The sequence below is a fragment of the Rugamonas sp. FW305-51 genome (assembly GCF_058786935.1).
In genome coordinates this window covers 20,551-42,792 of sequence record NZ_JBYSZG010000001.1, presented here as the reverse complement: position 1 = coordinate 42,792, position 22,242 = coordinate 20,551, and the positions used below count along the sequence as shown (strand labels likewise).

19 protein-coding genes are annotated in these 22,242 nt (G+C 65.3%); all 19 read left to right on the top strand.

The genetic code is table 11. The annotated features are described in order from the left end of the window. Positions 1–25 precede the first annotated feature (25 nt). The 19 genes from AC3WOS_RS00175 (at position 26) to AC3WOS_RS00085 (ending at position 22,131) form a co-directional block, all read left to right on the top strand. Positions 26–961 (top strand): catechol 2,3-dioxygenase, encoded by a 936-nt coding sequence (locus AC3WOS_RS00175; RefSeq protein ID WP_492713667.1) that lies wholly within the window; start codon positions 26–28, stop codon positions 959–961. Between the two features lie 10 nt (positions 962–971). Further along, complete coding sequence (locus tag AC3WOS_RS00170; RefSeq protein ID WP_492713665.1) at positions 972–1,259, top strand: phenol hydroxylase subunit; 288 nt, start codon at positions 972–974, stop codon at positions 1,257–1,259. 21 nt (positions 1,260–1,280) lie between these two features. Next, positions 1,281–2,273, top strand: a complete 993-nt coding sequence (locus AC3WOS_RS00165) for an aromatic/alkene monooxygenase hydroxylase subunit beta (RefSeq protein WP_492713663.1) — start codon at positions 1,281–1,283, stop codon at positions 2,271–2,273. A 9-nt stretch (positions 2,274–2,282) separates the two neighbouring features. Next, on the top strand, positions 2,283–2,552 hold the full coding sequence (locus tag AC3WOS_RS00160; protein ID WP_492713661.1) for an MmoB/DmpM family protein: 270 nt from the start codon (positions 2,283–2,285) through the stop codon (positions 2,550–2,552). A gap of 11 nt (positions 2,553–2,563) precedes the next feature. Next, positions 2,564–4,081, top strand: a complete 1,518-nt coding sequence (locus tag AC3WOS_RS00155; RefSeq protein ID WP_492713659.1) for a YHS domain-containing protein — start codon at positions 2,564–2,566, stop codon at positions 4,079–4,081. Positions 4,082–4,160: 79 nt separating this feature from the next. Further along, positions 4,161–4,517 (top strand): phenol hydroxylase subunit P4, encoded by a 357-nt coding sequence (locus AC3WOS_RS00150; protein WP_492713658.1) that lies wholly within the window; start codon positions 4,161–4,163, stop codon positions 4,515–4,517. Positions 4,518–4,526: 9 nt separating this feature from the next. Further along, a complete protein-coding gene (locus tag AC3WOS_RS00145) occupies positions 4,527–5,585 on the top strand; it encodes an NADH:ubiquinone reductase (Na(+)-transporting) subunit F (RefSeq protein WP_492713656.1) in 1,059 nt (352 codons plus the stop codon). Positions 5,586–5,765: 180 nt separating this feature from the next. Continuing rightward, positions 5,766–7,226: a 2-hydroxymuconic semialdehyde dehydrogenase gene (locus tag AC3WOS_RS00140; RefSeq protein ID WP_492713654.1), complete on the top strand. Its 1,461-nt coding sequence runs from the start codon at positions 5,766–5,768 to the stop codon at positions 7,224–7,226. A 7-nt stretch (positions 7,227–7,233) separates the two neighbouring features. Beyond that, complete coding sequence (gene dmpE / locus AC3WOS_RS00135; protein ID WP_492713652.1) at positions 7,234–8,031, top strand: 2-oxopent-4-enoate hydratase; 798 nt, start codon at positions 7,234–7,236, stop codon at positions 8,029–8,031. Continuing rightward, positions 8,028–8,831, top strand: a complete 804-nt coding sequence (gene dmpH / locus AC3WOS_RS00130) for a 2-oxo-3-hexenedioate decarboxylase (protein WP_492713651.1) — start codon at positions 8,028–8,030, stop codon at positions 8,829–8,831. Before dmpE ends, dmpH begins: the two co-directional genes overlap by 4 nt. Positions 8,832–8,859: 28 nt before the next feature. Continuing rightward, on the top strand, positions 8,860–9,060 hold the full coding sequence (locus tag AC3WOS_RS00125; RefSeq protein ID WP_492713650.1) for a tautomerase family protein: 201 nt from the start codon (positions 8,860–8,862) through the stop codon (positions 9,058–9,060). Then, entirely contained in the window at positions 9,057–9,971 is a 915-nt protein-coding gene (locus AC3WOS_RS00120; protein ID WP_492713649.1) for an acetaldehyde dehydrogenase (acetylating), read from the top strand. The genes AC3WOS_RS00125 and AC3WOS_RS00120 overlap by 4 nt, the downstream gene beginning before the upstream one ends. Beyond that, complete coding sequence (dmpG, locus tag AC3WOS_RS00115; RefSeq protein WP_492713648.1) at positions 9,971–11,026, top strand: 4-hydroxy-2-oxovalerate aldolase; 1,056 nt, start codon at positions 9,971–9,973, stop codon at positions 11,024–11,026. The genes AC3WOS_RS00120 and dmpG overlap by 1 nt, the downstream gene beginning before the upstream one ends. A gap of 150 nt (positions 11,027–11,176) precedes the next feature. Continuing rightward, positions 11,177–12,835 carry a methyl-accepting chemotaxis protein gene (locus tag AC3WOS_RS00110; protein WP_492713647.1) on the top strand — a complete coding sequence of 553 codons (1,659 nt, stop codon included), beginning with the start codon at positions 11,177–11,179 and terminating at the stop codon, positions 12,833–12,835. 374 nt (positions 12,836–13,209) lie between these two features. Continuing rightward, a complete protein-coding gene (ppc, locus tag AC3WOS_RS00105) occupies positions 13,210–15,960 on the top strand; it encodes a phosphoenolpyruvate carboxylase (RefSeq protein WP_492713646.1) in 2,751 nt (916 codons plus the stop codon). Between the two features lie 68 nt (positions 15,961–16,028). Then, positions 16,029–17,045 (top strand): type I glyceraldehyde-3-phosphate dehydrogenase, encoded by a 1,017-nt coding sequence (gene gap / locus AC3WOS_RS00100; RefSeq protein WP_492713644.1) that lies wholly within the window; start codon positions 16,029–16,031, stop codon positions 17,043–17,045. A gap of 35 nt (positions 17,046–17,080) precedes the next feature. Then, positions 17,081–18,544, top strand: coding sequence for a pyruvate kinase (pyk, locus tag AC3WOS_RS00095; protein ID WP_492713643.1), 1,464 nt, complete (start codon positions 17,081–17,083; stop codon positions 18,542–18,544). A 14-nt stretch (positions 18,545–18,558) separates the two neighbouring features. Beyond that, complete coding sequence (eno, locus tag AC3WOS_RS00090) at positions 18,559–19,842, top strand: phosphopyruvate hydratase (protein ID WP_492713642.1); 1,284 nt, start codon at positions 18,559–18,561, stop codon at positions 19,840–19,842. Positions 19,843–19,992: 150 nt separating this feature from the next. Then, entirely contained in the window at positions 19,993–22,131 is a 2,139-nt protein-coding gene (locus tag AC3WOS_RS00085; RefSeq protein WP_492713641.1) for a gluconolaconase, read from the top strand. Positions 22,132–22,242: the final 111 nt, after the last annotated feature.

The window sequence follows — 22,242 nt, the reverse complement described above, 5'->3', positions numbered from 1 at the left end:
TCTTATTACAACCAGGAGATTTTAAATGGCAATGACAGGTGTTTTGCGTCCAGGGCATGTACAAATTCGCGTACTCGATCTGGATGAAGGTGTGCGCCACTATCGCGACGTGATGGGCCTGGAGGAAACGGGCCGCGATGCCCAGGGCCGCGTCTATCTCAAGTGCTGGGACGAAATTGACCACAGCAGCGTGGTGTTGCGCCAGTCCGACCGCGCCGGCCTCGATTTCATCGGCTTCAAGGTGCTCAACAAGGCGACCCTGGACCAGCTGGAGGCGGACCTGCAAGCTTACGGCGTCAAGACGGAACGCATCGAAGCGGGCGACATGCTGGAGACGGGCGAGCGCGTGCGCTTCGTCGTCGCCACCGGCCACACCATCGAGCTGTATGCGGAGAAGAAGGCTTACGGCAACGGCTGCGGTCCCGTCAACCCGACGCCGTGGTCCCCGCAGTCCGAGCGGGGCATCGCGCCGCGCCGCCTCGACCATGCGCTGCTGTACGGTCCCAACATCGAGGAAGTGCGCAAGCTGTTCGTGGACGTGCTGGGCTTCACGCTGGTCGAACACATCCTCACGCCGGACGGCAAGGCCAATCAGGTGGTGTTCCTCAGCTGCTCGATCAAGTCGCACGACATCGCGTTCGGCGAGTATCCGGAGCCGGGCAAGCTGCACCACTGCTCGTTCCTGATGGACAGCTGGGACCACGTGCTGCGCGCCGGCGACATCATGTCGATGCACAAGGTGCCAGTCGATATCGGCCCCACCCGCCATGGCGTCACGCGCGGCTGCACCATCTACGCCTTCGACCCTTCGGGCAACCGCTTCGAGACGTTCAAGGAAGACCGCACTCCCTATCCGGACCACGCGCCGCTGACCTGGACTTTCGACGGCCTGATCGTCGAAGGTGGCCTGGACTACGTACAGCGCAAGCTGCACGAATCCTTCCTGACCGTGGTCAGCTGAGAGGACGGCCATGCGATCCACCCTGGACACGGCCGGCGCGCCCGGCCCGCTCGACACCACGCGCCGCTTCGTGCGTCCGCGCGGCGCACGCGGCAAGGGCTTCATCGAATTCGAGTTCGCCATCGGCGAGCCGGAACTGTTCGTCGAGCTGATACTCACCCCGGACGCTTACGCGGAATTCTGCGAGGCCAACCAGGTGGAGGTGCTGCCGGCGTCCGCCCCGTCCGACACGCCCGACGACTGGGACTGGCGCCTGTCCGATGCGACCGCGCACCCGTTCAAGTCCACCGATGCTTAACCATCTAATTTGAGAACCACCATGCAAATCGATCTGCAAACACTCAGCATCCAGCCCTTGCGGCAAACCTTCGACCACCTGGCGCGCCGCTTTGGCGACAAGCCGGCCTCACGCTACCAGGAGGGCAGCTACGATATCCAGGCCGCCGAGAACCTGCATTATCGCCCCACCTGGGACCCGAGCCAGGAACTGTACGACGCCTCCATCACCAAGATCGTGATGGCCGACTGGTACGCGCTGAAAGACCCGCGCCAGTTCTACTACAACACCTACACGCTGGCCCGCGCCCGCCAGCAGGACACGACCGAGGCCAATTTCAGCTTCGTGGAATCGCGCGGCCTGGCCGACGCGCTGCCGGACAGTCTGAAGGACGCGGCCCTGCGCGTGCTGGTGCCGCTGCGTCACGCGGCCTATGGCGCCAATTTGAACAACACCTTCATCTGCGGCTATGGCTACAGCACCATCTTCACCCAGCCGTGCATGTACCACGCGATGGACAACCTGGGCATCGCGCAGTACCTGTCGCGCCTTGGCCTGCTGCTGGACGGCACGGAGGCGCTGGCCGAGGGCAAGCGCGCCTGGCTGGGGGACGATACGTGGCAGCCGCTGCGCCGCTACATCGAGGATTGCCTGGTGCTGCGCGATCCGTTCGAACTGTTCGTGGCGCAGAACGCGGCGCTGGACGGCCTGCTGTACCCGCTGATCTACGAGCGCGTGGTGGACGACACCTGGTCCACGGCCGGCGGTTCGGCCGTCGCCATGCTCACCCAGTTCATGAATGACTGGTTCGACGAAACCCGCAAGTGGGTCGATGCCGTGCTGCGCACGGCGGCGGCGGAATCGTCGCATAACCGCGCCGTGCTGCAGGACTGGACGCAGAAATGGAGCAACCGCGCGGCGGCCGCCTTGCTGCCCGTAGCCAGCCTGGCGCTGGGCGTGGAGGCCGACGAGGTGCTCGGCGAGGAAGTGGCGGCCTTCAAGGCGCGTATGAACAAAATCGGCATCGAAGTCTGAGGAGACACCATGTCCACTGTATTTATCGCACTGCAAGCGAACGAAGCGACCCGTCCCATCATCGACGCCATCCTGGCCGACAACCCGGAAGCCACCATCAAGCGCGATCCGGCCATGGTCAAGATCAACGCCCCTGGCCATCTGGTGATCCGCCGCAGCTCCATCGAGGAGCAGACCGGCGCCCATTTTGACCTGCAGGAATTGCAGGTCAACCTGATCACGCTCAGCGGCAACGTCGACGAGACGGAAGACGAACTGACGCTCCACTGGAACAATTAAGGAAACACGACATGGATACCAAAGTGACCAAGCCCAAGCTGGGCCTGAAGGAAAAATACCGTTTGCTCACCCGCGACCTGGCGTGGGAAACCAGCTACCAGCCGCAGGAGGAAGTGTTCCCGTACGCGCGCTACGAGGGCATCAAGATCCACGACTGGGAAAAATGGGAAGACCCATTCCGCCTGACCATGGACTCGTACTGGAAATACCAGGCCGAGAAGGAGCGCAAGTTCTACGCCGTGATCGACGCCCATGCCCAGAACAACGGCCACCTCAACATCACCGACGCCCGCTACCTGAGCGCGCTAAAAATCTTCCTGCAGGCGATCAGCCCAGGCGAATACGCGGCGCACAAGGGCTTTTCCCGCGCCGGCCGCGAGTTCCCCGGCGTGGGCACCCAGGTGGCATGCCAGATGCAGGCCATCGACGAGATCCGCCACGCGCAGACCCAGATCCATGCGCTGTCGAACTACAACAAGTACTACAACGGCTTCCACGCCTTCGCCGACCAGCGTGACCGCATCTGGTACACCTCGGTGGCCCGTTCCTTCTTCGACGATGCGATGTCGGCCGGCCCGTTCGAATTCATGATCGCCATCGGCTTCTCGTTCGAGTATGTGCTGACCAACCTGCTGTTCGTGCCCTTCATGTCCGGCGCCGCCTACAACGGCGACATGGCCACCGTCACCTTCGGCTTCTCGGCCCAGTCGGACGAAGCACGCCACATGACGCTGGGCCTGGAGTGCATCAAGTTCATGCTGGAGCAGGACCCGGCCAACCTGCCCATCGTGCAGGGCTGGATTGACAAGTGGTTCTGGCGCGGCTTTCGCGTGCTGGGCCTGGTCAGCACCATGATGGACTACATGCTGCCCAAGCGCGTCATGTCGTGGCGCGAGGCGTGGGAAATCTACGGCGAGGAAAACGGCGGCGCGCTGTTCCGCGACCTGGCCCGCTACGGCATCCGTCCGCCCAAGGGCTGGGCCGATGCAGGCGAAGCGATTGACCACATGTCGCACCAGTTCATGCTGGGCCTGTACCAGTGGAGCTTCGGCACCGCGTTCCACAGCTGGATTCCGTCCGAGGACGACATGGAATGGCTGTCGGCCAAGTACCCGACCACGTTCGACAAGTACTACCGGCCGCGCTGGAAGCACATCAAGAAGCTGTCCGACGCCGGTACGCCGTTCAAGAACTTCGGCCTGGCCAAGCTGTGCCAGTGCTGCCAGCTGCCGGCCGTGTTCAGCGAACCGGGCGACCCGACCCTGAGCTGCCACCGTGAGGCCGAGTACAAGGGCGAGAAGTATCACTTCTGCTCGGACCATTGCCAGCACATCTTCGAGAACGAGCCGGAGAAGTACATCCAGGCCTGGCTGCCGATGCCGGCCCTGTTCCAGGAGCTGGGCGGCGACGTGGGCGCGTGGATGGACTGGGTCAGCCTGAAGGATGGCGTGGACAACGGCGATTTCGTCGGCTCCCAGGACGAGGCCAACTTCGACCGCTGGCGCGGCATGGCCAAGGCCAACAAGTAAGCGCCGCTTATGGCGCCGCCGGCCGATGACGGAGGGCGGGGCGGCGCCGCAATGACAAATACATGCGAGGAGAATCATCATGGCTGTAACTTCAATCAAGGAATACGTGGGCGTGCCGCGCGATGCGGTGGCCAACTTCAAGGGCAAGCAGCTGTTGTACGCGAGCTGGGACCGGCACTCGCTGTTCGCGTCGCCGTTCCTGCTGTGCGTCACGCCGGACATGAAGCTGGGTGACGTGCGCGACACCATGCTGGTGCCGCTGCTGCAGGCGGACCCCGACGCCGGCGCGATCGACTGGAACCAGGTCGAGTGGCTGAAATCGAACCAGCCGTGGACGCCGGACTTTTCCAAAAGCGTGGCCGACAACGGCATCGTCCACAAGGACCAGATCCGCTTCCGCACGCCGGGACTGAATACGCTGTGCGGCGTTGCCTGAGGTGTTGAAATGAGCTATCAACTGACCATCGAACCGCTGGGCCAGACGATCGAAGTGGAGGAGGGCCAGACCATCCTCGACGCCGCCCTGCGGGCCGGCATCTACTTGCCCCACGCCTGCTGCCACGGCCTGTGCGCCACCTGCAAGGTGCAGGTAGTGGACGGCGAGGTGGAGCACGGCGCCGCCTCGTCGTTCGCCCTGATGGACTTCGAGCGCGACGAGCAGAAGTGCCTGGCGTGCTGCGCCACGCCGCAAAGCGACCTGGTAATCGAGGCGGAAATCGACGAGGACGTGGATGCGCGCAACCTGCCGGTGTCCGACTTTGCCGGCACCGTCAGCCGGATCGAGTCCCTCACGCCCACCATCAAGGGCGTCTGGATCAAGCTCGACGACCCGGCCGGCATAGCCTTCCAGGCCGGCCAGTACGTCAACCTGCACGTCCCGGACGATATCGGCAGCCGCGCCTTTTCGCTGGCCAGCCCGCCCGGCGGCGACGAGGTGGAGCTCAACATCCGCGCCGTGCCGGGCGGCCGTGCCACCGGCTACGTGCACGAGCAGATGCGGGTGGGCGACCGGCTGCGCCTGTCCGGGCCGTACGGGCGCTTCTTCGTCAAGAAGTCGGCCGCCGTGCCCACCATCTTCATGGCGGGCGGCTCCGGCCTGTCCAGTCCCCGTTCCATGATCCTGGATTTGCTGGCCGAAGGCAGCACGCTGCCCATCACCCTGGTCTACGGCCAGCGCACGCTCGCGGAGCTGTACTACCACGAAGAGTTCCTGGCGCTGGCCCGCCAGCACACTAACTTCCACTACGTGCCGGCCCTGTCGGGCGAGCCGGAAGGCAGCGCGTGGCAGGGCTTCCGCGGCTATGTGCACGAGGCGGCGAAGCACCACTTCGATAACGACTTCCGCGGCCACAAGGCCTACTTGTGCGGGCCGCCGCTGATGATCGATGCCTGTATCAGCACGCTGATGCAGGGCCGCCTGTTCGAGCGCGACATCTATACCGAGAAGTTCATATCCGCTGCCGATGCGCAGCAGGTGAGAAGCCCCCTGTTCCGCTCGATCTGAGCGCTGCCGGGGGGATGGCCGCTCGCTCCAATCCTGATACTAAATAGGTATCAGGCTTTCTGGAAGAAGGTATTGGACGGTATGAAGTGGCCACCCTAAACTGACTTTCAGCCGGCGATGCTGGACCGGCGCACAAATTATCCAAGCTTTCGTTAGGCGAAAGCCTTGTAAGGAGTTGGCATGCAAATAGTGAAGAATTTTATTGACGGCGAGTTTGTCGACGCTGCCGAAGGCAAGACCTTCGACAAGCGTTCGCCGTTGGACGACAGCGTCATCGCGCGCGTCGCCGAAGCCGGGCAGGCGGACGTGGACCGCGCCGTGCGCGCTGCCCGCGCCGCCCGCAACGGCCCGTGGGGCGCGATGACGACGGAGCAGCGGGTCGAGCTGCTGTACGCCGTGGCCGACGAAATCACGCGCCGTTTCGAGGACTTCGTGGCCGCCGAAATGGCCGACACGGGTCAACCCCGCCATGTAATGACCCACGTGTTCATCCCGCGCGGCGCCGCCAATTTCAAGGTGTTCGCGGACGTGATCAAGAACGTGCCGTCGGAGTCGTTCCAGATGGCCACGCCCGATGGCCGCGGTGCGCTGAACTACGGCATCCGCGTGCCGAAAGGCGTGGTCGGCGTCATCTCGCCATGGAACGCGCCGTTCCTGCTGATGACGTGGAAGGTGGCCCCGGCCCTGGCCTGCGGTAACACCGTGGTGGTCAAGCCGTCGGAAGCGTCGCCCCTGACGGCGGCCCTGCTGGGCGAAGTGATGAACAAGGTCGGCATCCCGAAAGGGGTCTACAACGTCGTCAACGGCTTCGGCCCCGATTCGGCCGGCGAGTTCCTGACCCGCCATCCCGGCGTGGACGCCATCACCTTCACCGGCGAGACGCGCACCGGCACCGCCATCATGCAGGCCGCCGCCGTGGGCATGCGCGACGTGTCGTTTGAACTGGGCGGCAAGAACGCCGGCATCGTGTTCGCGGACGCCGAGTTTGATGCGGCCGTGGATGGCATCTTCCGTTCCGCCTTCCTCAATTCCGGCCAGGTGTGCCTGGGCACGGAGCGGGTCTATGTGGAGCGGCCCATCTTCGAGCGCTTCGTGGCGGCGCTCAAGCAGAAGGCGGAAGCCGTCAAGTTCGGCCGCCCCGACGATCCGGAGGCCAACTACGGTCCCCTGATCAGCGACGAGCATCGCCACAAGGTGCTGTCCTACTACGCCAAGGCGGTGGAGGAGGGCGCGACCGTGGTCACGGGCGGCGGCGTGCCGGCCATGCCGGCCGCGCTGGAGCAGGGGTACTGGGTGCAGCCCACCATCTGGACCGGCCTGCCGGAGACGGCGTCCGTGGTGCGCGAGGAAGTGTTCGGCCCGTGCTGCCACATCCGTCCTTTCGATACGGAGGACGAAGTGGTCAACATGGCCAACGCCAACGACTACGGCCTGTCGACGACGATATGGACCACCAACCTGGCGCGCGCCCACCGCATGGCGGCCCGGGTGGAGGTGGGCATCACCTGGATCAACAGCTGGTTCCTGCGCGACCTGCGCACGGCCTTTGGCGGCTCCAAGCAGTCGGGCATCGGCCGCGAAGGCGGCGTCCACTCGCTGGAGTTTTATACCGAAACGCGCAACGTTTGCGTCAAGCTTTGAGGAATGTATGGACGACACCACCATCACGCAATACGGCGACGAGCTTTATGACTCCTTCGTCGCCCGCACGACCGTGCCGCCGCTGACGGCGCGCACGCCCGCCATATCGCTGGCCGACGCCTACCGCATCCAGTCGCGCATGATCGCGCGCCGCCTGCAGGCCGGCGAAACCATCGTCGGCAAGAAGATCGGCGTCACCAGCAAGCCGGTGCAGGATTTCCTGGGCGTGTTCCAGCCCGACTTTGGCCAGCTGACTTCCGGCATGATCTACCAGGAAGGCGACACCATCGACCTGGACCACCTGATCCAGCCCAAGGCGGAAGCGGAACTGGCCTTCGTGCTCAAGGAAGACCTGAACGGCCCGGGCATAACGGCCATGGACGTGATCCGCGCCACCGACTACGTGGTGCCGTGCTTCGAAATCGTCGATTCGCGCATCACGGACTGGAAGATCAAGATCCAGGACACCGTGGCCGACAACGCATCCTGCGGCGTCTTCGTACTCGGCAAGACCAAGGGCGACCCGCGCAAGCTCGATATCACGCTGGCCGGCATGGTGCTTGAGAAGAACGGCGAAGTATTTTCGACCGGCTGCGGCGCGGCGGTGCAGGGCTCGCCCGCCAATGCGGTGGCCTGGCTGGCCAATACCCTCGGCGCGCTGGGCATTCCATTCAAGGCCGGCGAGATCATCCTGTCCGGTTCGCAATCGGCACTGGTGCCGGTGACGGGCGGCGATGAGCTGGTCTGCACGGTGGGCGGCCTCGGTAGCTGCCAGGTCAAATTCTCGGGAAGGAGTGCAGTATGAGCCGCAATATCACTTTGACGCCGGAAGACGTCGTGCGCCTGTGCGAACGCATCGAGGGCGCCCAGCTGCGGGCCCTGGCCATCCCCAAGCTGACGGACGAATATCCGCGGATGACCAGCGACGACGGCTACGCCGTGCAGCATGCGCTGCGCCACCGCTGGATGGCAGCCGGCAAGCGCCTGGTGGGCTGGAAGGCGGGCTTGACGTCGCGCGCCAAGATGATCCAGATGGGCGTGAACGCGCCGTCGATCGGCTTCCTCACGGCCGACATGGCGCGCCCCGAAAGCTCGGCCATTAAGACTTCGGACATGGTGCATCCGCGCGTGGAATGCGAGGTGGCCTTCGTCACCAAGGCGCTGCTGCAGGGGCCGGGCTGCACCCGCCAGGACGTGCTGGACGCGACCGACTACGTGCTGCCGGCAGTGGAAATCATCGACTCGCGCTTCTCGGGCTTCAAGTTCGACATGCCCAGCGTGATCGCCGACAACGGCTCCTCGGCGCGCTACGTGGCCGGCGGGCGTGCCCGTTATCCGGCCGACCTGGACCTGCGCACGCTGGGCGTGGTGATGGAAAAGAACGGCGAGATCGTGGCCACGGGCGCATCGGCCGCCGTGCTGGGCCATCCGGCCGAAGCCATCGCCATGCTGGTCAACATCCTGGCGGAGCAGGGCGAAGTGCTGCCAGCCGGTAGCTTCGTCATGAGCGGCGGGATCACGGAAGCGATCCCCGTCAAGCCAGGTGACAGCATCGTGGCGCGCTTCCAGGAGCTGGGCAGCGTGTCCATGCGCTTCATCGAATAACGAATTATCAACCATTGGAGGCATCACCATGCCAATTATCGAAATGCACCTGCTGGCCGGACGCAGCACGGAAAAGAAACGCAATGCGGTCGCCGCCATCACCGTGGCCCTGGTGGACACGCTGGGCGTAGGACCGGAACAAGTGCGGGTATTGATTACCGAGCACACGGAAGAGAACTTTGCCGTTGGCGGCAGGACCATAGGCCAGCGCAAGCAGGAGGCGTCATGAAGAAGATACGATGTGCATTGATCGGCTCGGGCAATATCGGCACGGACCTGATCTACAAGCTGCAGCGCAGCCCCTTGCTGGAGCCGGTGTGGATGGTGGGTATCGACCCGCAATCCGAAGGCCTGGCCCGCGCCGCCCAGATGGGGCTCAAGACGACGGCGGACGGCGTTGACGGCCTGCTGCCGCACGTCCTCGAGGACAATATCCAGATCGCCTTCGACGCCACCTCGGCCTACGTCCACGCGGAAAACTCGCGCAAGCTCAATGAGCTGGGCGTGATGATGATCGACCTGACGCCGGCCGCCATCGGCCCCCTGTGCGTGCCGCCCGTGAACCTGCGCGCGCTGACCGAGCGCGTGGTCATGAACGTCAACATGATCTCCTGTGCCGGCCAGGCGACGATTCCCATCGTGTCCGCCATCTCCAGCGTGCAGGGCGTGGCTTACGGCGAAATCGTGGCCAGCCTGGCGTCGCACTCGGTGGGGCCGGGCACCCGCGCCAACCTCGATGAATTCACCTACACCACCTCCAACGCCATCTGCGCCATCGGCGGTGCGCGCAAGGGCAAGGCGCTGTGCATCATCAACCCGGCCGAGCCGCCCATGTTGATGCGCAATACGATCTCCTGCCTGACCGATGAGGTGCCGGACCAGGCCCGCATCACGGCCTCCGTGCTGGCCATGATCGAACAGGTGCAGAAGTATGTGCCCGGCTACCGCCTGGTGAACGGTCCCATTTTCGACGATAAGCGGGTGACGGTGTTCATGGAAGTGGCGGGCCTGGGCGACTACCTGCCGCGTTACGCGGGCAACCTGGACATCATGACGGCGGCCGCCACGCGCACCGCCGAAATGTTTGCCGAAGAAATCCTGGCCGGCACCATCCAGCTCACTCCCCTGGAGCTTGCATAATGAACGAGACGAACAACCTGAAAGGCCGCAAGGTCGTCATTCACGACATGTGCCTGCGCGACGGCATGCACGCCAAGCGTGAGCAGATGACGATAGCCGACATGGTGGCCGTCGCCACCGCGCTCGACGACGCCGGCGTGCCGCTGATCCAGGTCACCCACGGCGGTGGCCTGGGCGGCAACTCGCTGCAGCACGGCTTCGCCCTGCACAGCAACGAGGAATACCTGCAGGCCGTGGTGCCCAAGATGAAACAGGCCAAGGTCTCGGTGCTGCTGATCCCCGGCCTGGGCACGATGAAGGAGCTGCAATCGGCCTATGACTGCGGCGCGCGCAGCGTACACGTGGCCACCCATTGCACCGAGGCGGACACCTCGCCCCAGCACATCGCCTTTGCGCGCAAGCTGGGCATGGATACCACGGGCTTCCTGATGATGGCCCACCTGAGCGAGCCCGATGCGCTGGCCAAGCAGGGCAAGCTGATGGAATCGTACGGCGCGCAGACCGTCTACATCACCGATTCGGCTGGCTTCATGCTGCCGGAGCACGTCAAGGCGCGCATCGCCGCGCTGCGCGCTGTGCTCAAGCCGGAGACGGAAATCGGCTTCCACGGCCACCACAACCTGGGCATGGGCATCGCCAATTCGATCGCGGCGATCGAGGCGGGGGCGAGCCGGATCGACGGTTCCGTCGGCGGACTGGGCGCGGGCGCCGGCAACACGCCGCTGGAAGTGTTTGTCGCCGTGTGCGAGCGCATGGGCATCGAGACGGGCTGCGACCTGTTCAAGCTGATGGACGTGGCCGAAGACATCGTGGTGCCACTGATGGACCATATGGTGCGCGTCGACCGCGATTCGCTGACGCTCGGTTATGCGGGCGTCTACTCGACCTTCCTGCTGCATGCCAAGCGCGCCGCCGAGCGCTTCGGCGTGCCGGCGCGCGACATCCTGATCGAACTTGGCCGCAAGAAGATGATCGGCGGCCAGGAAGACATGATCGTCGATACGGCCATGACGATGGCGCGCGAGCGCGGCATCTTGCTGGCTGAAGCGGCCTGACCACCAGGCCGGGTGGGGCGGGGCATCCTCCGGTGAGCGCCCGGCGACGGGCCGCGTGTCCGGAGGGGCGTGCGCCCGAAGTCGGCGCGCGCCTGCCTCCACGCTTGCCTCCGCCCTTGCCGGCCGACGATATCACTACAGGATGAATTCATGACCTACCCGGTTTCCACCACGACCGCCGCAGCCAGGCCGGCCCACCGCGGCGGCGAATATGTGCTCAGCGATTCGGAAATGATCATTTCGAAGACGGACATCAAGGGCCACTTCACCTACGTCAACCCGGACTGCGTCCATATCAGCGGCTATTCGGCCGCGGAGCTGATCGGCGCCCATCAAAGCATCATGCGCCATCCCGACATGCCCAAGGCGGTGGGCGAGGACTTCTGGCGCACGCTCAGCAGCGGCAAGACCTGGGTCGGCATGATGAAGAACAAGACCAAGAGCGGCGGCTACTACTGGGTGGAGACCAACGCGGCGCCGATACTGGAAGACGGCAAGGTGGTCGGCTACATTTCGATCCGCATCAAGCCGACTGCGGACCAGGTCCGCGCCGCCGACCTGGCCTACCGGGCCGTGAACGGCGGCAGCGGGCGCATCGAGATCCGCGAGGGCAAGGCTGTCATCCACACCTGGTCCGGGCAGCTCAATCCATTCCGCAAGTTGACGATCAAGGCCAGGCTGATGGCGGCCGGCGGCGGGCTGGCCGTGCTGTCGTTCATCAGCGCGGCCTGTTCCTGGCGGGCCGCCGGGGCTGCCGGGACGATGGACGGGACGATGGCGTCCTGGGCCAGCCTGACATCGGTAATCTGTGCGCTGACGGCATTGGCGCTGATACCGTTGCTGTATCGCGGCATACTGCTGCCGCTGCAGCAAGCCAAGACGGCGATCGAGCGCATGAGCGCGGGCGACCTGTCCGGCAAGATCGAGGCCGACGGCTACGACGAACTGGCCGCCGTGATGCAGGCCCTGCGCATCCTGCAGACCAATATCAAGCTGCTGGTGGGGCAGATCAAGGAAGCCACTGTCCTCGTCAACGAAGGGGCGAGCGACATCGCGGCGGGCAATGCCGACCTTTCCGCCCGCACGGAAGCGCAAGCAAGTTCGCTGGAACAGACGGCCGCCGTGATGGAGCAGTTCACCCAGACCGTGCGCCAGAACGCGGACCACGCGCGCGACGCCAACAAGCTGGTGGTGCTGGCATGCGACAGCGCGGCGCAGGGCGGCGCCGCCGTCGGCCAGGTGGTGAATATGATGGGACAGATCAAGGACAGCTCGCGCCAGATTACCGACATCATCGGCGTCATCGACAGCATCGCCTTCCAGACCAACATCCTGGCCTTGAATGCGGCCGTGGATGCGGCGCGCGCGGGCGAGCAGGGGCGCGGCTTTGCCGTCGTCGCCTCGGAAGTGCGCAACCTGGCCCAGCGCTCGGCGGCGGCGGCCCAGCAGATCAAGTCGCTGATCGGCGAATCGGTCGAGAAGGTCAACCGGGGCAGCCAGCTGGCGGACGAGGCGGGCGAAACCATGGGCAAGATCGTCCAGTCCATCGAACGGGCGGCCTGCATCATGGGCGAGATCAGCGTGGCCAGCCAGGAGCAGAGCAAGGGCATCGCCCAGGTGAACCAGGCGGTGGTGCAGCTCGACGCCATGACCCAGCAGAATGCCGCCATGGTCAAACAGGCCTCCAGCGCGGCGGAAAACATGCGCCAGCAGGCCGTCCGGCTGGGGCATCTGGTGAACGTGTTCCGGGTGGTGGGGCGCTTTGCCCCGCCTGTGGCCCGCGCCGCCATCGCGGGGGATGCCGCTTAGCGGCGGCTGGCACAGGACCGGTTGGGGTGGCGTGCCCATTGTGCAATGCAATGGGCTTATCCGTTGAACTTATCGTTCGCCGAGATGACCAGCCGCCGCCGCGCGCCGTCCTGGCGTGGGCATCGATCGGCGCATAGTTTCTTCGAGGTAATTTATTGAATGGCAGAGCAGGCGACCATGGTGTCGCCTGCCTGCCGTTCTGCTTTTCACTGGCGTAAATGTAGCGTCAGTTTCTCAATATGTGTAGTAAAATTTCATTTTATTGTGCGCTGCATTGAAATTTCAAACTTTAATCAGTAGAATATTCTGCAAATTCCGGAAAATTATGCTGTTTGGAAATCCTCTTCGTAAATTCACTACATCTCGGCGGGCACATGGACGGTTCAAATGCACTGTATGACAAAGACGAATTGCTGGGCCGGGATATCCGCCAGCTGGGGCGGCTGCTAGGCGATGCGATCCGCTCGCTGCACGGCCAGGAAGTGTTCGAGTCGATAGAAACGATACGCCAGACCTCGATCGGTCTGCGCCAGCGGCCCTCGCAGCAGACGCGCGAAGCGCTGGAAGCGCAGCTGCGCGCCCTGAGCCCGGTCGATACCAAACAGCTGATCCGCGCCTTCAGCTACTTCTCGCTGCTGGCCAACATCGCGGAAGACCAGCACCACACCCGCCGCAGCCGCGCCCACCTGATCGCCGGCACGGCGCCGCGCAACGGCAGCCTGGCGCAGGCGCTGAAGAACATCGTCGATGACGGCCATTCCGACCAGCTGCAGGACGTGCTGGCCGAAGCGTGCATCAATCCCGTCTTCACGGCCCACCCCACGGAAGTGCAGCGCAAGAGCATCCTGAACTGCCAGATGGCCATCGCCCGCCTGCTCGACGAGCGCGACCGCATCCAGATGACGCCGGAAGAAGAGGAAGCGAACGAGGAAGCGCTGGCGCGCGGCATCGCCACCCTGTGGCAGACCCGTTTGCTGCGCACCTCCAAGCTGTCGGTGCTGGACGAGGTGGAGAACGGCCTGTCCTTCTTCGACCGTACCATCCTGACCACCTTGCCGCAGCTGTACGGCAGCATGCAGGACATGCTGGGCAAGCTGGACCCGGCCTGGCAGGGACGTGAGCTGCCCACCTTCATGCGCATCGGCAGCTGGATCGGCGGCGACCGCGACGGCAATCCTTTCGTGACGGCGGACGTGCTGCGGGCGACCTTGCAGCGCCAGGCCAACGTGGCGCTGAACCACTACCTGACGGAATTGCACAAGCTGGCGTCGCAGTTCTCGCTGGCGCAAGCGCTGAGCGGCAGTTCCGAGCAGCTGCGCCGCCTGGCCGACGAAGCGACGGACGGCTCGCCGCACCAGGTGGACGAGCCATACCGCCGCGCCCTGCACGGCATGCACGCCAAGCTGTCGGCCACCCGCGCGCTGCTGACCGGCGCCGCCGACGACGCCGTGGCGCAACCCCATTACGCCAGCGCGCAAGCCCTGCGCGACGATCTGGACATCCTGCACCATTCGCTGCTGGCCCATGGCGCCGGCGCGCTGGCCAAGGGCCGTTTGCGCCAGCTGCGGCGCGCCGTACAGGTATTCGGCTTCAGCCTGGCGCCCATCGACCTGCGCCAGAATTCGGACGTGCACGAGCGCGTGGTGGGCGAACTGCTGGCCCACGTCCGTCCCGGCAGCGACTACCTGGCGCTGGACGAGGCCCAGCGCTGCGCCATGCTGCGCGAGGAACTGGCTTCGCCGCGCCTGCTGGTGAGCCCATACCAGGCCTATTCCGAAGCGACGGCCGGCGAGCTGGCCATCTTCGCCCAGCTGAAACAGGCACACGACACCTATGGCCAGGCCTCGGTCTGCAACTACATCATCTCCAAGGCGGCCAGCCTGTCGGACCTGCTGGAAGTGGCCGTGCTGCTCAAGGAATTCGGCCTGCTGCGCCGCGAGGCGGGCACGCTGGCGGTCAACATCATTCCCCTGTTCGAAACCATCGAGGACCTGCGCGCCGGTCCCGCCATCATGGAGCAGGCCTTCGCGGTGCCGGAGTACATGCGCTTGCTGCAATCGCGCGGCATGCTGCAGGAAGTGATGCTGGGCTATTCCGACAGTAACAAGGACGGCGGCTTCCTCACCTCCGGCTGGGAACTCTACAAGGCCGAGATCGAGCTGGTGCAGGTGTTCGCGCGCCACGGCGTCAAGCTGCAGCTGTTCCATGGCCGCGGCGGTTCCGTCGGCCGCGGCGGCGGCCCGGCCTATGAAGCCATCATCGCCCAGCCCAAGGGCGCGGTGCAGGGCCGTATCCGCGTCACGGAGCAGGGCGAAGTGATCACGGCCAAATACGCCAACGCCGAAGTGGGGCGCCGCAACCTGGAAGTGATGGTCGCGGCCACGCTCAAGGCGACCTTGCTGGGCGACCGCCAGTTCCAGCCGGCGCCAGCGCAACTGGCCGTGATGGAAGCCTTGTCGGCGTCGGCCATGCAGGCCTACCGTTCGCTGGTGTACGAGACGGAAGGCTTCGAAACCTATTTCTGGCAATCGACGGTGATCTCGGAGATCGCCTCGCTCAATATCGGCAGCCGTCCCACCTCGCGCAAGCCGGCGGGCGCTATCGAGGACCTGCGCGCCATTCCGTGGGTGCTGAGCTGGTCGCAATGCCGTTTGATGCTGCCGGGCTGGTACGGCTTCGGTTCCGCCGTCGAAGCCTTCCTGGCCGGCGACCGCGAGCCGCGCCTGGCCGTGCTGCGCCAGATGTACCAGGACTGGCCGTTCTTCCATTCCCTGCTGAGCAATATGGACATGGTGCTGGCCAAGAGCGATATCGCCATCGCCGGCCGCTACGCGGAGCTGGTGTCGGATGAAGCGCTGCGCACCGCCATCTTCGGCCGCATCCAGGCCGAACATGTCCGCACGGTCGATGCGGTCAAGCAGATCACGGGGCAGCGCGAGCTGCAGGACCACAACCCGCTGCTGCAACGCTCGATCCGTAACCGCTTCCCGTATGTGGACTTGCTGAACCACGTGCAAGTTGAACTGCTGCGCCGTTATCGCGACAACAGCGCGGACGCCGACACCCGCGTCGGCCTGCACCTGTCGATCAACGGCATCGCGGCCGGCCTGCGCAACAGCGGCTGATACGGATCAGGCCATGAAAGTGGCCACCCAACGTTATTTCCTTGTACCCCAAACCTGAGGAGTTGAGCATGACGATCAAAGTAGCAATCAATGGTTATGGCCGCATCGGCCGCAATGTACTGCGCGCCTTTTACGAAGGCGGCAAGCAGCAGGACATCCAGATCGTGGCCATCAACGACCTCGGTGATGCCAAGTCCAATGCCCACCTGACCCGCTACGACACGGTACACGGCAAGTTCCCCGGCACCGTGGAAGTGGACGGCGACAACATGATCGTGAACGGCGACGTGATCCGCGTATTCGCGCAGCGTAATCCGGCCGAAATCCCATGGGGCTCGCTGGGCGTGGACGTGGTGCTCGAGTGCACCGGCTTCTTCACCACCAAGGAAAAGGCATCGGCCCACCTGAAGGGCGGCGCCAAGAAGGTCATCATCTCGGCACCGGGCGGCAAGGACGTGGACGCGACCGTCGTCTTCGGCGTCAACCAGGATGTGCTGAAGGCCTCCGACATCGTGATCTCGAACGCCTCGTGCACCACCAACTGCCTGGCGCCGCTGGTCAAGCCCCTGCACGACGCCATCGGCGTGGAAACGGGCCTGATGACCACCATCCACTCCTACACCAACGACCAGGTGCTGAGCGACGTGATGCACGAAGACCTGCGCCGCGCCCGTTCCGCCACCATGAGCATGATCCCGACCAAGACCGGCGCCGCCGCCGCCGTGGGCCTGGTGCTGCCTGAACTGAACGGCAAGCTGGACGGCTTCGCTATCCGCGTGCCGACCATCAACGTGTCGCTGGTCGACCTGTCGTTCATCGCCAAGCGCGACACGACGGTGGACGAAGTGAACGCGCTGATGAAGGCCGCCGCCGAAGGCCCGCTGAAAGGCGTGCTGACCTACCAGACCGAACCGCTGGTGTCGATCGACTTCAACCACAACCCGGCGTCGTCCAACTTCGACTCGACCCTGACCAAGGTGTCGGGCCGGCTGGTCAAGGTGTCGTCGTGGTACGACAACGAGTGGGGCTTCTCGAACCGCATGCTGGACACCACCGTGGCGCTGATGGCCGCAACCAAACAATAAAACGCCGCAATTTCATTCCTGATAGGGAGACAGCCGTGCCCAATACCGTTACACACCGCGCTACCAAGATCGTATCCACCATCGGCCCCGCTTCCAACGACCTGGCCACGCTGATCAAGATGTTCAAGGCCGGCGTCGACGTCGTGCGGCTCAATTTCTCGCACGGCCGCGCGCAGGACCACGTGGACCGCGCGCGCATGGTGCGCGAGGCGGCCCGCGAATGCGGTCGCGAAGTGGCCATCATGGCCGACCTGCAGGGCCCGAAAATCCGCGTCGGCAAATTCGAGAATGGCAAGACGGAGCTGGTGGCCGGCGCCAAGTTCGTGCTCGACGCGGCCTGCGAAATGGGTAACGACGAGCGCGTGGGCCTGGACTACAAGGACCTGCCGCGCGACCTGAAACCGGACGACGTGCTGCTGCTGAACGATGGCCTGATCGTGCTGGTGGTCGACAGTGTGGTCGGCAGCGCCATCCACACCACGGTGCGCATCGGCGGCGAGCTGTCCAACAACAAGGGCATCAACCGCCAGGGCGGCGGCCTGTCCGCGCCGGCGCTGACGGCCAAGGACATGGAAGATATCAAGACGGCCATGAGCTTCCAGGCCGATTACCTGGCCGTGTCCTTCCCCAAGAACGCGACCGACATGGAAATGGCGCGCCAGCTGGCCAACATCGCCGGCGAGCCGTTCGGCCACAAGCCGTTCATGATCGCCAAGATCGAGCGGGCCGAAGCCATTCCGGCGCTGCAGGAAATCCTGGACGCATCGGACGGCATCATGGTGGCGCGCGGCGACCTGGCCGTGGAAGTGGGCAACGCGGCCGTGCCGGCGCTGCAAAAGCGCATGATCAAGATGGCGCGCGCGTCCAATAAGCTGGCCATCACCGCCACCCAGATGATGGAATCGATGATCGTCAATGCCGTGCCGACCCGCGCCGAAGTGTCCGACGTGGCCAACGCGGTACTGGACGGAACCGACGCCGTGATGACGTCGGCCGAAACGGCATCGGGCCGCTACCCGGTCGAGACGGTGGAAGCCATGGCCGCCATCTGCCTGGACGCGGAAAAGTGGGATACCTGCCAGCTGGACGTGGACCTGTCCAACGCTTCGTTCAGCCGCATCGACCAGTCCATCGCCTACGGCGCGCTGTTCACGGCGCACCACCTGCGGGTGAAAGCCATCGCCGCGCTGACCGAGTCCGGCTCGACGGCGCTGTGGATGAGCCGTAACAACATCGACATTCCCATCCTGGCGTTGACGCCCAGCCTGGCCACGCAGCGCAAGCTGGCCCTGTACCGCAACGTGACGGCGCTGGAGCTGAAAGTCCCCGGCGGCAAGGAGGAGGCGTTCCGCGCCGTGGAAGACTTGCTGGTCAAGCGCGGTGCCGTCAAGGCCGGCGACAACGTGGTGCTGACCTGGGGCGAGCCCATGGGCGTGGCCGGCGGCACCAACGCCCTGAAGATCCTGAAAATCGGCGCAGCCGCGCTGAACGACAACTGACTGGAGCAGTAGCTATGAGTGCAATCATCAATGTGACAGGCCGCGAGATCATCGACTCGCGCGGCAACCCGACCGTGGAATGCGAAGTGCTGCTGGAGTCGGGCGCCAAGGGCCGCGCCGCCGTGCCGTCGGGCGCGTCGACCGGTTCGCGCGAAGCGATCGAGCTGCGCGACGGCGATCCCAAGCGCTACTTCGGCAAGGGCGTGCTGCAGGCCTGCGAGAACATCAACACGGAAATCGCCGACGCCATCATGGGCCTGGAGGCCAATGAACAGGCCTTCCTGGACCACATCCTGATCGACCTGGATGGTACGGAAAACAAGGCCCGCCTGGGCGCCAACGCCTTGCTGGCCGTGTCGATGGCCGTGGCCAAGGCCGCCGCCGAGGAAGCGGGCCTGCCACTGTACCGCTACTTCGGTGGCTCCAGCGCCATGCAGCTGCCGGTGCCGATGATGAACGTGATTAACGGCGGCGCGCACGCCGACAACAACCTGGATATCCAGGAATTCATGATCATCCCCGTGGGCGCACCGTCGTTCCGCGAAGCGATCCGCTACGGCGCCGAAGTGTTCCACACGCTGAAGAAGATCCTGCACAAGAAGGGCCTGACCACCGCCGTGGGCGACGAGGGCGGCTTCGCACCATCCGTGGCCAACCACGAAGAAGCGATCAAGCTGATTATCCAGGCCATCGAGGAAGCCGGCTACACGCCAGGCACCCAGATCGCGCTGGGCCTGGACTGCGCCGCGTCCGAGTTCTACAAGGACGGCAAGTACCAGCTGGAAGGCGAGGGCCTGAGCCTGACGGCCACCGAGTTCACCAAGCTGCTGGCCACCTGGTGCGACAAGTACCCCATCATCTCGATCGAAGACGCAATGGCTGAAGGCGACTGGGACGGCTGGGCTATCCTGACCAAGGAACTGGGCAAGAAAGTCCAGCTGGTGGGCGACGACCTGTACGTCACCAACACCAAGATCCTGAAGGAAGGCATCCAGAAGGGCATCGCCAACTCGATCCTGATCAAGATCAACCAGATCGGCACCCTGACCGAGACCTTCGCCGCCATCGAAATGGCCAAGCGCGCCGGCTACACGGCCGTGATCTCGCACCGTTCGGGCGAGACGGAAGATTCGACCATCGCCGACATCGCCGTGGGCCTGAACGCGCTGCAGATCAAGACCGGCTCCATGTCCCGTTCGGACCGCGTGGCCAAGTACAACCAGCTGCTGCGGATCGAGGAAGACCTGGGCGATGTCGCTTCCTACCCTGGCCGCGATGCGTTCTACAATCTGAAGTAAGGCCATCAGGCCAGAACACGCGCGGCAAGCCGGCGCGGGCCGGGGGGCGGTGCTGCGGGGCGACCCGTGGCCCGCCCCCCGTTCGCATTGTTCAAGCCCGGCACTTCGGGTAAGCTGCTTCTTCTTGCTTATCGTGAAAGGTTGCCGCGCGTGTCTCCCCAACAAATCAAACTGGCCATGGCCGGCGTGGCGCTGCTGGGCGCGACGGTCGGCGGCGTGGCCGCCTATGCCGTGGTCCAGCATACCCGGCCGGCCATTGTGCCGGCCGAGCGGCCGGCGGCCACCTTGCCCAACTGGCCCGCACGGGTAAGTACGGTGGCCGGCGACGGCCTGCCCGGCGCCACGGACGGCCGCGGCCAGCGGGTGCGCTTCGCCGATCCGTTCGGCGTGGCGCGCGACGGGGCCGGCAACCTGTATGTGGCCGACGGCGGCGACAATAACAGCATCCGCAAGATCGCGCCCGACGGCAGCAGCAGCACGCTGGCCGGCGGCATCGAAGGCTATGCCGAGGGCAGCGGCACGGCGGCCGCTTTCAACACCCCTTCCGGCGTGGCGCTGGACGCCGACGGCAACCTGTACGTGGCCGATACGGGCAACAACGCCATCCGCAAGGTCACGCCGCAGGGCCTGGTGTCCACGCTGGCCGGCGACGGCATGGCCGGCTACCGGGACGGCAAGGGCGCGGGCGCGCAGTTCAACGGTCCGCTGGCCGTGGCCGTGGCGCCCGACGGCGCCGTCTACGTGGCCGATACCTATAACGATCGCATCCGCCGCATCGCGCCGGACGGCACGGTGACCACGGTGGCCGGCACCGGTGTGCCCGGCCTGGCCGACGGCGCCGCCGCCGCGGCCCGCTTCGACACGCCGGCCGGCCTGGCGATGACGGCCGGCGGCGAGCTGCTGATCGCCGACCTGGCCAACGACGCCATCCGCAAACTGGGCAAGGACGGCCAGGTCAGCACCGTGGCCGTGGCGCCGGAAAAGGAGCGCAGCGCGCCACTGCGGGCCCCGCTGGGGCTGGCCGTGACGCCGGACGGTTATATCTACGTGGCCAGCGCCCGCCATGGCCGGGTCAGCCAGATTTCGCCTGCCGGCGAGGTGACGCCCCTGGTCGATGTCGACCATCCACCCCAGCCCGGCTATGGCGCCGATGGCAGCGTGCGCCTGTACGGGCCGCGCGGCATGGCGCTGGCGCCCGATGGCTCGCTGTTCGTGACGGACGCCGCCACGTTCCGCCTGCACCATATCGCGCCGCCCCAGCCGGGCCAGCCGGCGCCGGCCGCGCGGGGGCCGTTGCCTTTGCCCGCCCATGGGGCCACCATGCTGTGGCCGTTCAAGCCCCAGCAGCAGCCGCACGAAGTGGTGGGCCTGATGGGCGAGGTGCGCGGCAACGTCGATGGCGACAGCCGCGACCACTTCCACGCCGGGCTCGACGTGCAGGGCGCGCCCGGCACGCCGGTGCTGGCCGTCGCGCCCGCCAAGGTCAGCGATCCGCTGCCCAACTGGGGCTATGGCGAGCTGTCGGAAGGCTTCGGCCTGGCCGACCTGGTCTACATCCACATGCGGGTGGGGCGCGGGCCCAAGGATGGCCCGCTCGATGGCCGCTTCCAGCTGATCGCGGACGAGCATGGCAAGCCGGAACGCATCCGCATCAAGCGCGGCACCCGTTTCGATGCCGGCGACACGCTGGGCACGGTCAACCGCATGGCCCATGTGCACCTGGACTACGCGCCCAACGGCGGCGCGCTCAATCCGCTCAGCCTGCCGTTCATGGGCTTGCGCGACACGGTGCCGCCCCAGATCGTCAGCATCGCGCTGGTCGATGGCGGCGGTCAGCGCCTGCAGGCGCGGCAGGGCGGCCGGCTGCTGCTGCCACGCACGCTGGGCGAGGTCGGCATCGCCGTCGACGCCTTCGACCAGATGGATGGCAACCAGGCCCGGCGCCGGCTCGGCATCTACAAGCTGGGCTATCAGCTGCTGCAGGCCGACGGCACGCCCGTGGCCGGCTATGAGCAGCCCGTCGTCACCCAGGTCTACGACCGCCTGCCGCGCAACCGGGAGGCCGTCAAGCTGGCCTATGCGGAGGCCAGCGGCATCACCGTCTATGGCAGCGCCAGCACGCGCTTCGTGTACGCGCTCAACAACAAGCTGATCGACGGCCAAGTCACGCCCGGCACATGGCGGGTGGCGGACCTGGCGCCCGGCGACTACACCTTGCGCATCCTGGCGGCCGACTATGCCGGCAACGTGGCCACCAAAGGACGGGACCTGGCATTGACCGTGCAATAGAACGACGGTTTCCGGCATCCTGGGCCGGCCTGCGGGCTGGCCTTTTCATTTCAGGAGTCACCAGGAAACACAGGGGACGATGACCGGCCCTAAAACCGTCTTACGTCCCCA

Coding starts and splice junctions, on each gene's coding strand:
- dmpH (WP_492713651.1), top strand. CDS start 8,028: ATGAGCCGCAATATCACTTTGACGCCGGAAGACGTCGTGCGCCTGTGC.
- gap (WP_492713644.1), top strand. CDS start 16,029: ATGACGATCAAAGTAGCAATCAATGGTTATGGCCGCATCGGCCGCAAT.
- dmpG (WP_492713648.1), top strand. CDS start 9,971: ATGAACGAGACGAACAACCTGAAAGGCCGCAAGGTCGTCATTCACGAC.
- AC3WOS_RS00110 (WP_492713647.1), top strand. CDS start 11,177: ATGACCTACCCGGTTTCCACCACGACCGCCGCAGCCAGGCCGGCCCAC.
- AC3WOS_RS00145 (WP_492713656.1), top strand. CDS start 4,527: ATGAGCTATCAACTGACCATCGAACCGCTGGGCCAGACGATCGAAGTG.
- ppc (WP_492713646.1), top strand. CDS start 13,210: ATGGACGGTTCAAATGCACTGTATGACAAAGACGAATTGCTGGGCCGG.
- AC3WOS_RS00170 (WP_492713665.1), top strand. CDS start 972: ATGCGATCCACCCTGGACACGGCCGGCGCGCCCGGCCCGCTCGACACC.
- AC3WOS_RS00165 (WP_492713663.1), top strand. CDS start 1,281: ATGCAAATCGATCTGCAAACACTCAGCATCCAGCCCTTGCGGCAAACC.
- eno (WP_492713642.1), top strand. CDS start 18,559: ATGAGTGCAATCATCAATGTGACAGGCCGCGAGATCATCGACTCGCGC.
- dmpE (WP_492713652.1), top strand. CDS start 7,234: ATGGACGACACCACCATCACGCAATACGGCGACGAGCTTTATGACTCC.
- AC3WOS_RS00120 (WP_492713649.1), top strand. CDS start 9,057: ATGAAGAAGATACGATGTGCATTGATCGGCTCGGGCAATATCGGCACG.
- AC3WOS_RS00160 (WP_492713661.1), top strand. CDS start 2,283: ATGTCCACTGTATTTATCGCACTGCAAGCGAACGAAGCGACCCGTCCC.
- AC3WOS_RS00175 (WP_492713667.1), top strand. CDS start 26: ATGGCAATGACAGGTGTTTTGCGTCCAGGGCATGTACAAATTCGCGTA.
- AC3WOS_RS00155 (WP_492713659.1), top strand. CDS start 2,564: ATGGATACCAAAGTGACCAAGCCCAAGCTGGGCCTGAAGGAAAAATAC.
- AC3WOS_RS00150 (WP_492713658.1), top strand. CDS start 4,161: ATGGCTGTAACTTCAATCAAGGAATACGTGGGCGTGCCGCGCGATGCG.
- AC3WOS_RS00125 (WP_492713650.1), top strand. CDS start 8,860: ATGCCAATTATCGAAATGCACCTGCTGGCCGGACGCAGCACGGAAAAG.
- AC3WOS_RS00140 (WP_492713654.1), top strand. CDS start 5,766: ATGCAAATAGTGAAGAATTTTATTGACGGCGAGTTTGTCGACGCTGCC.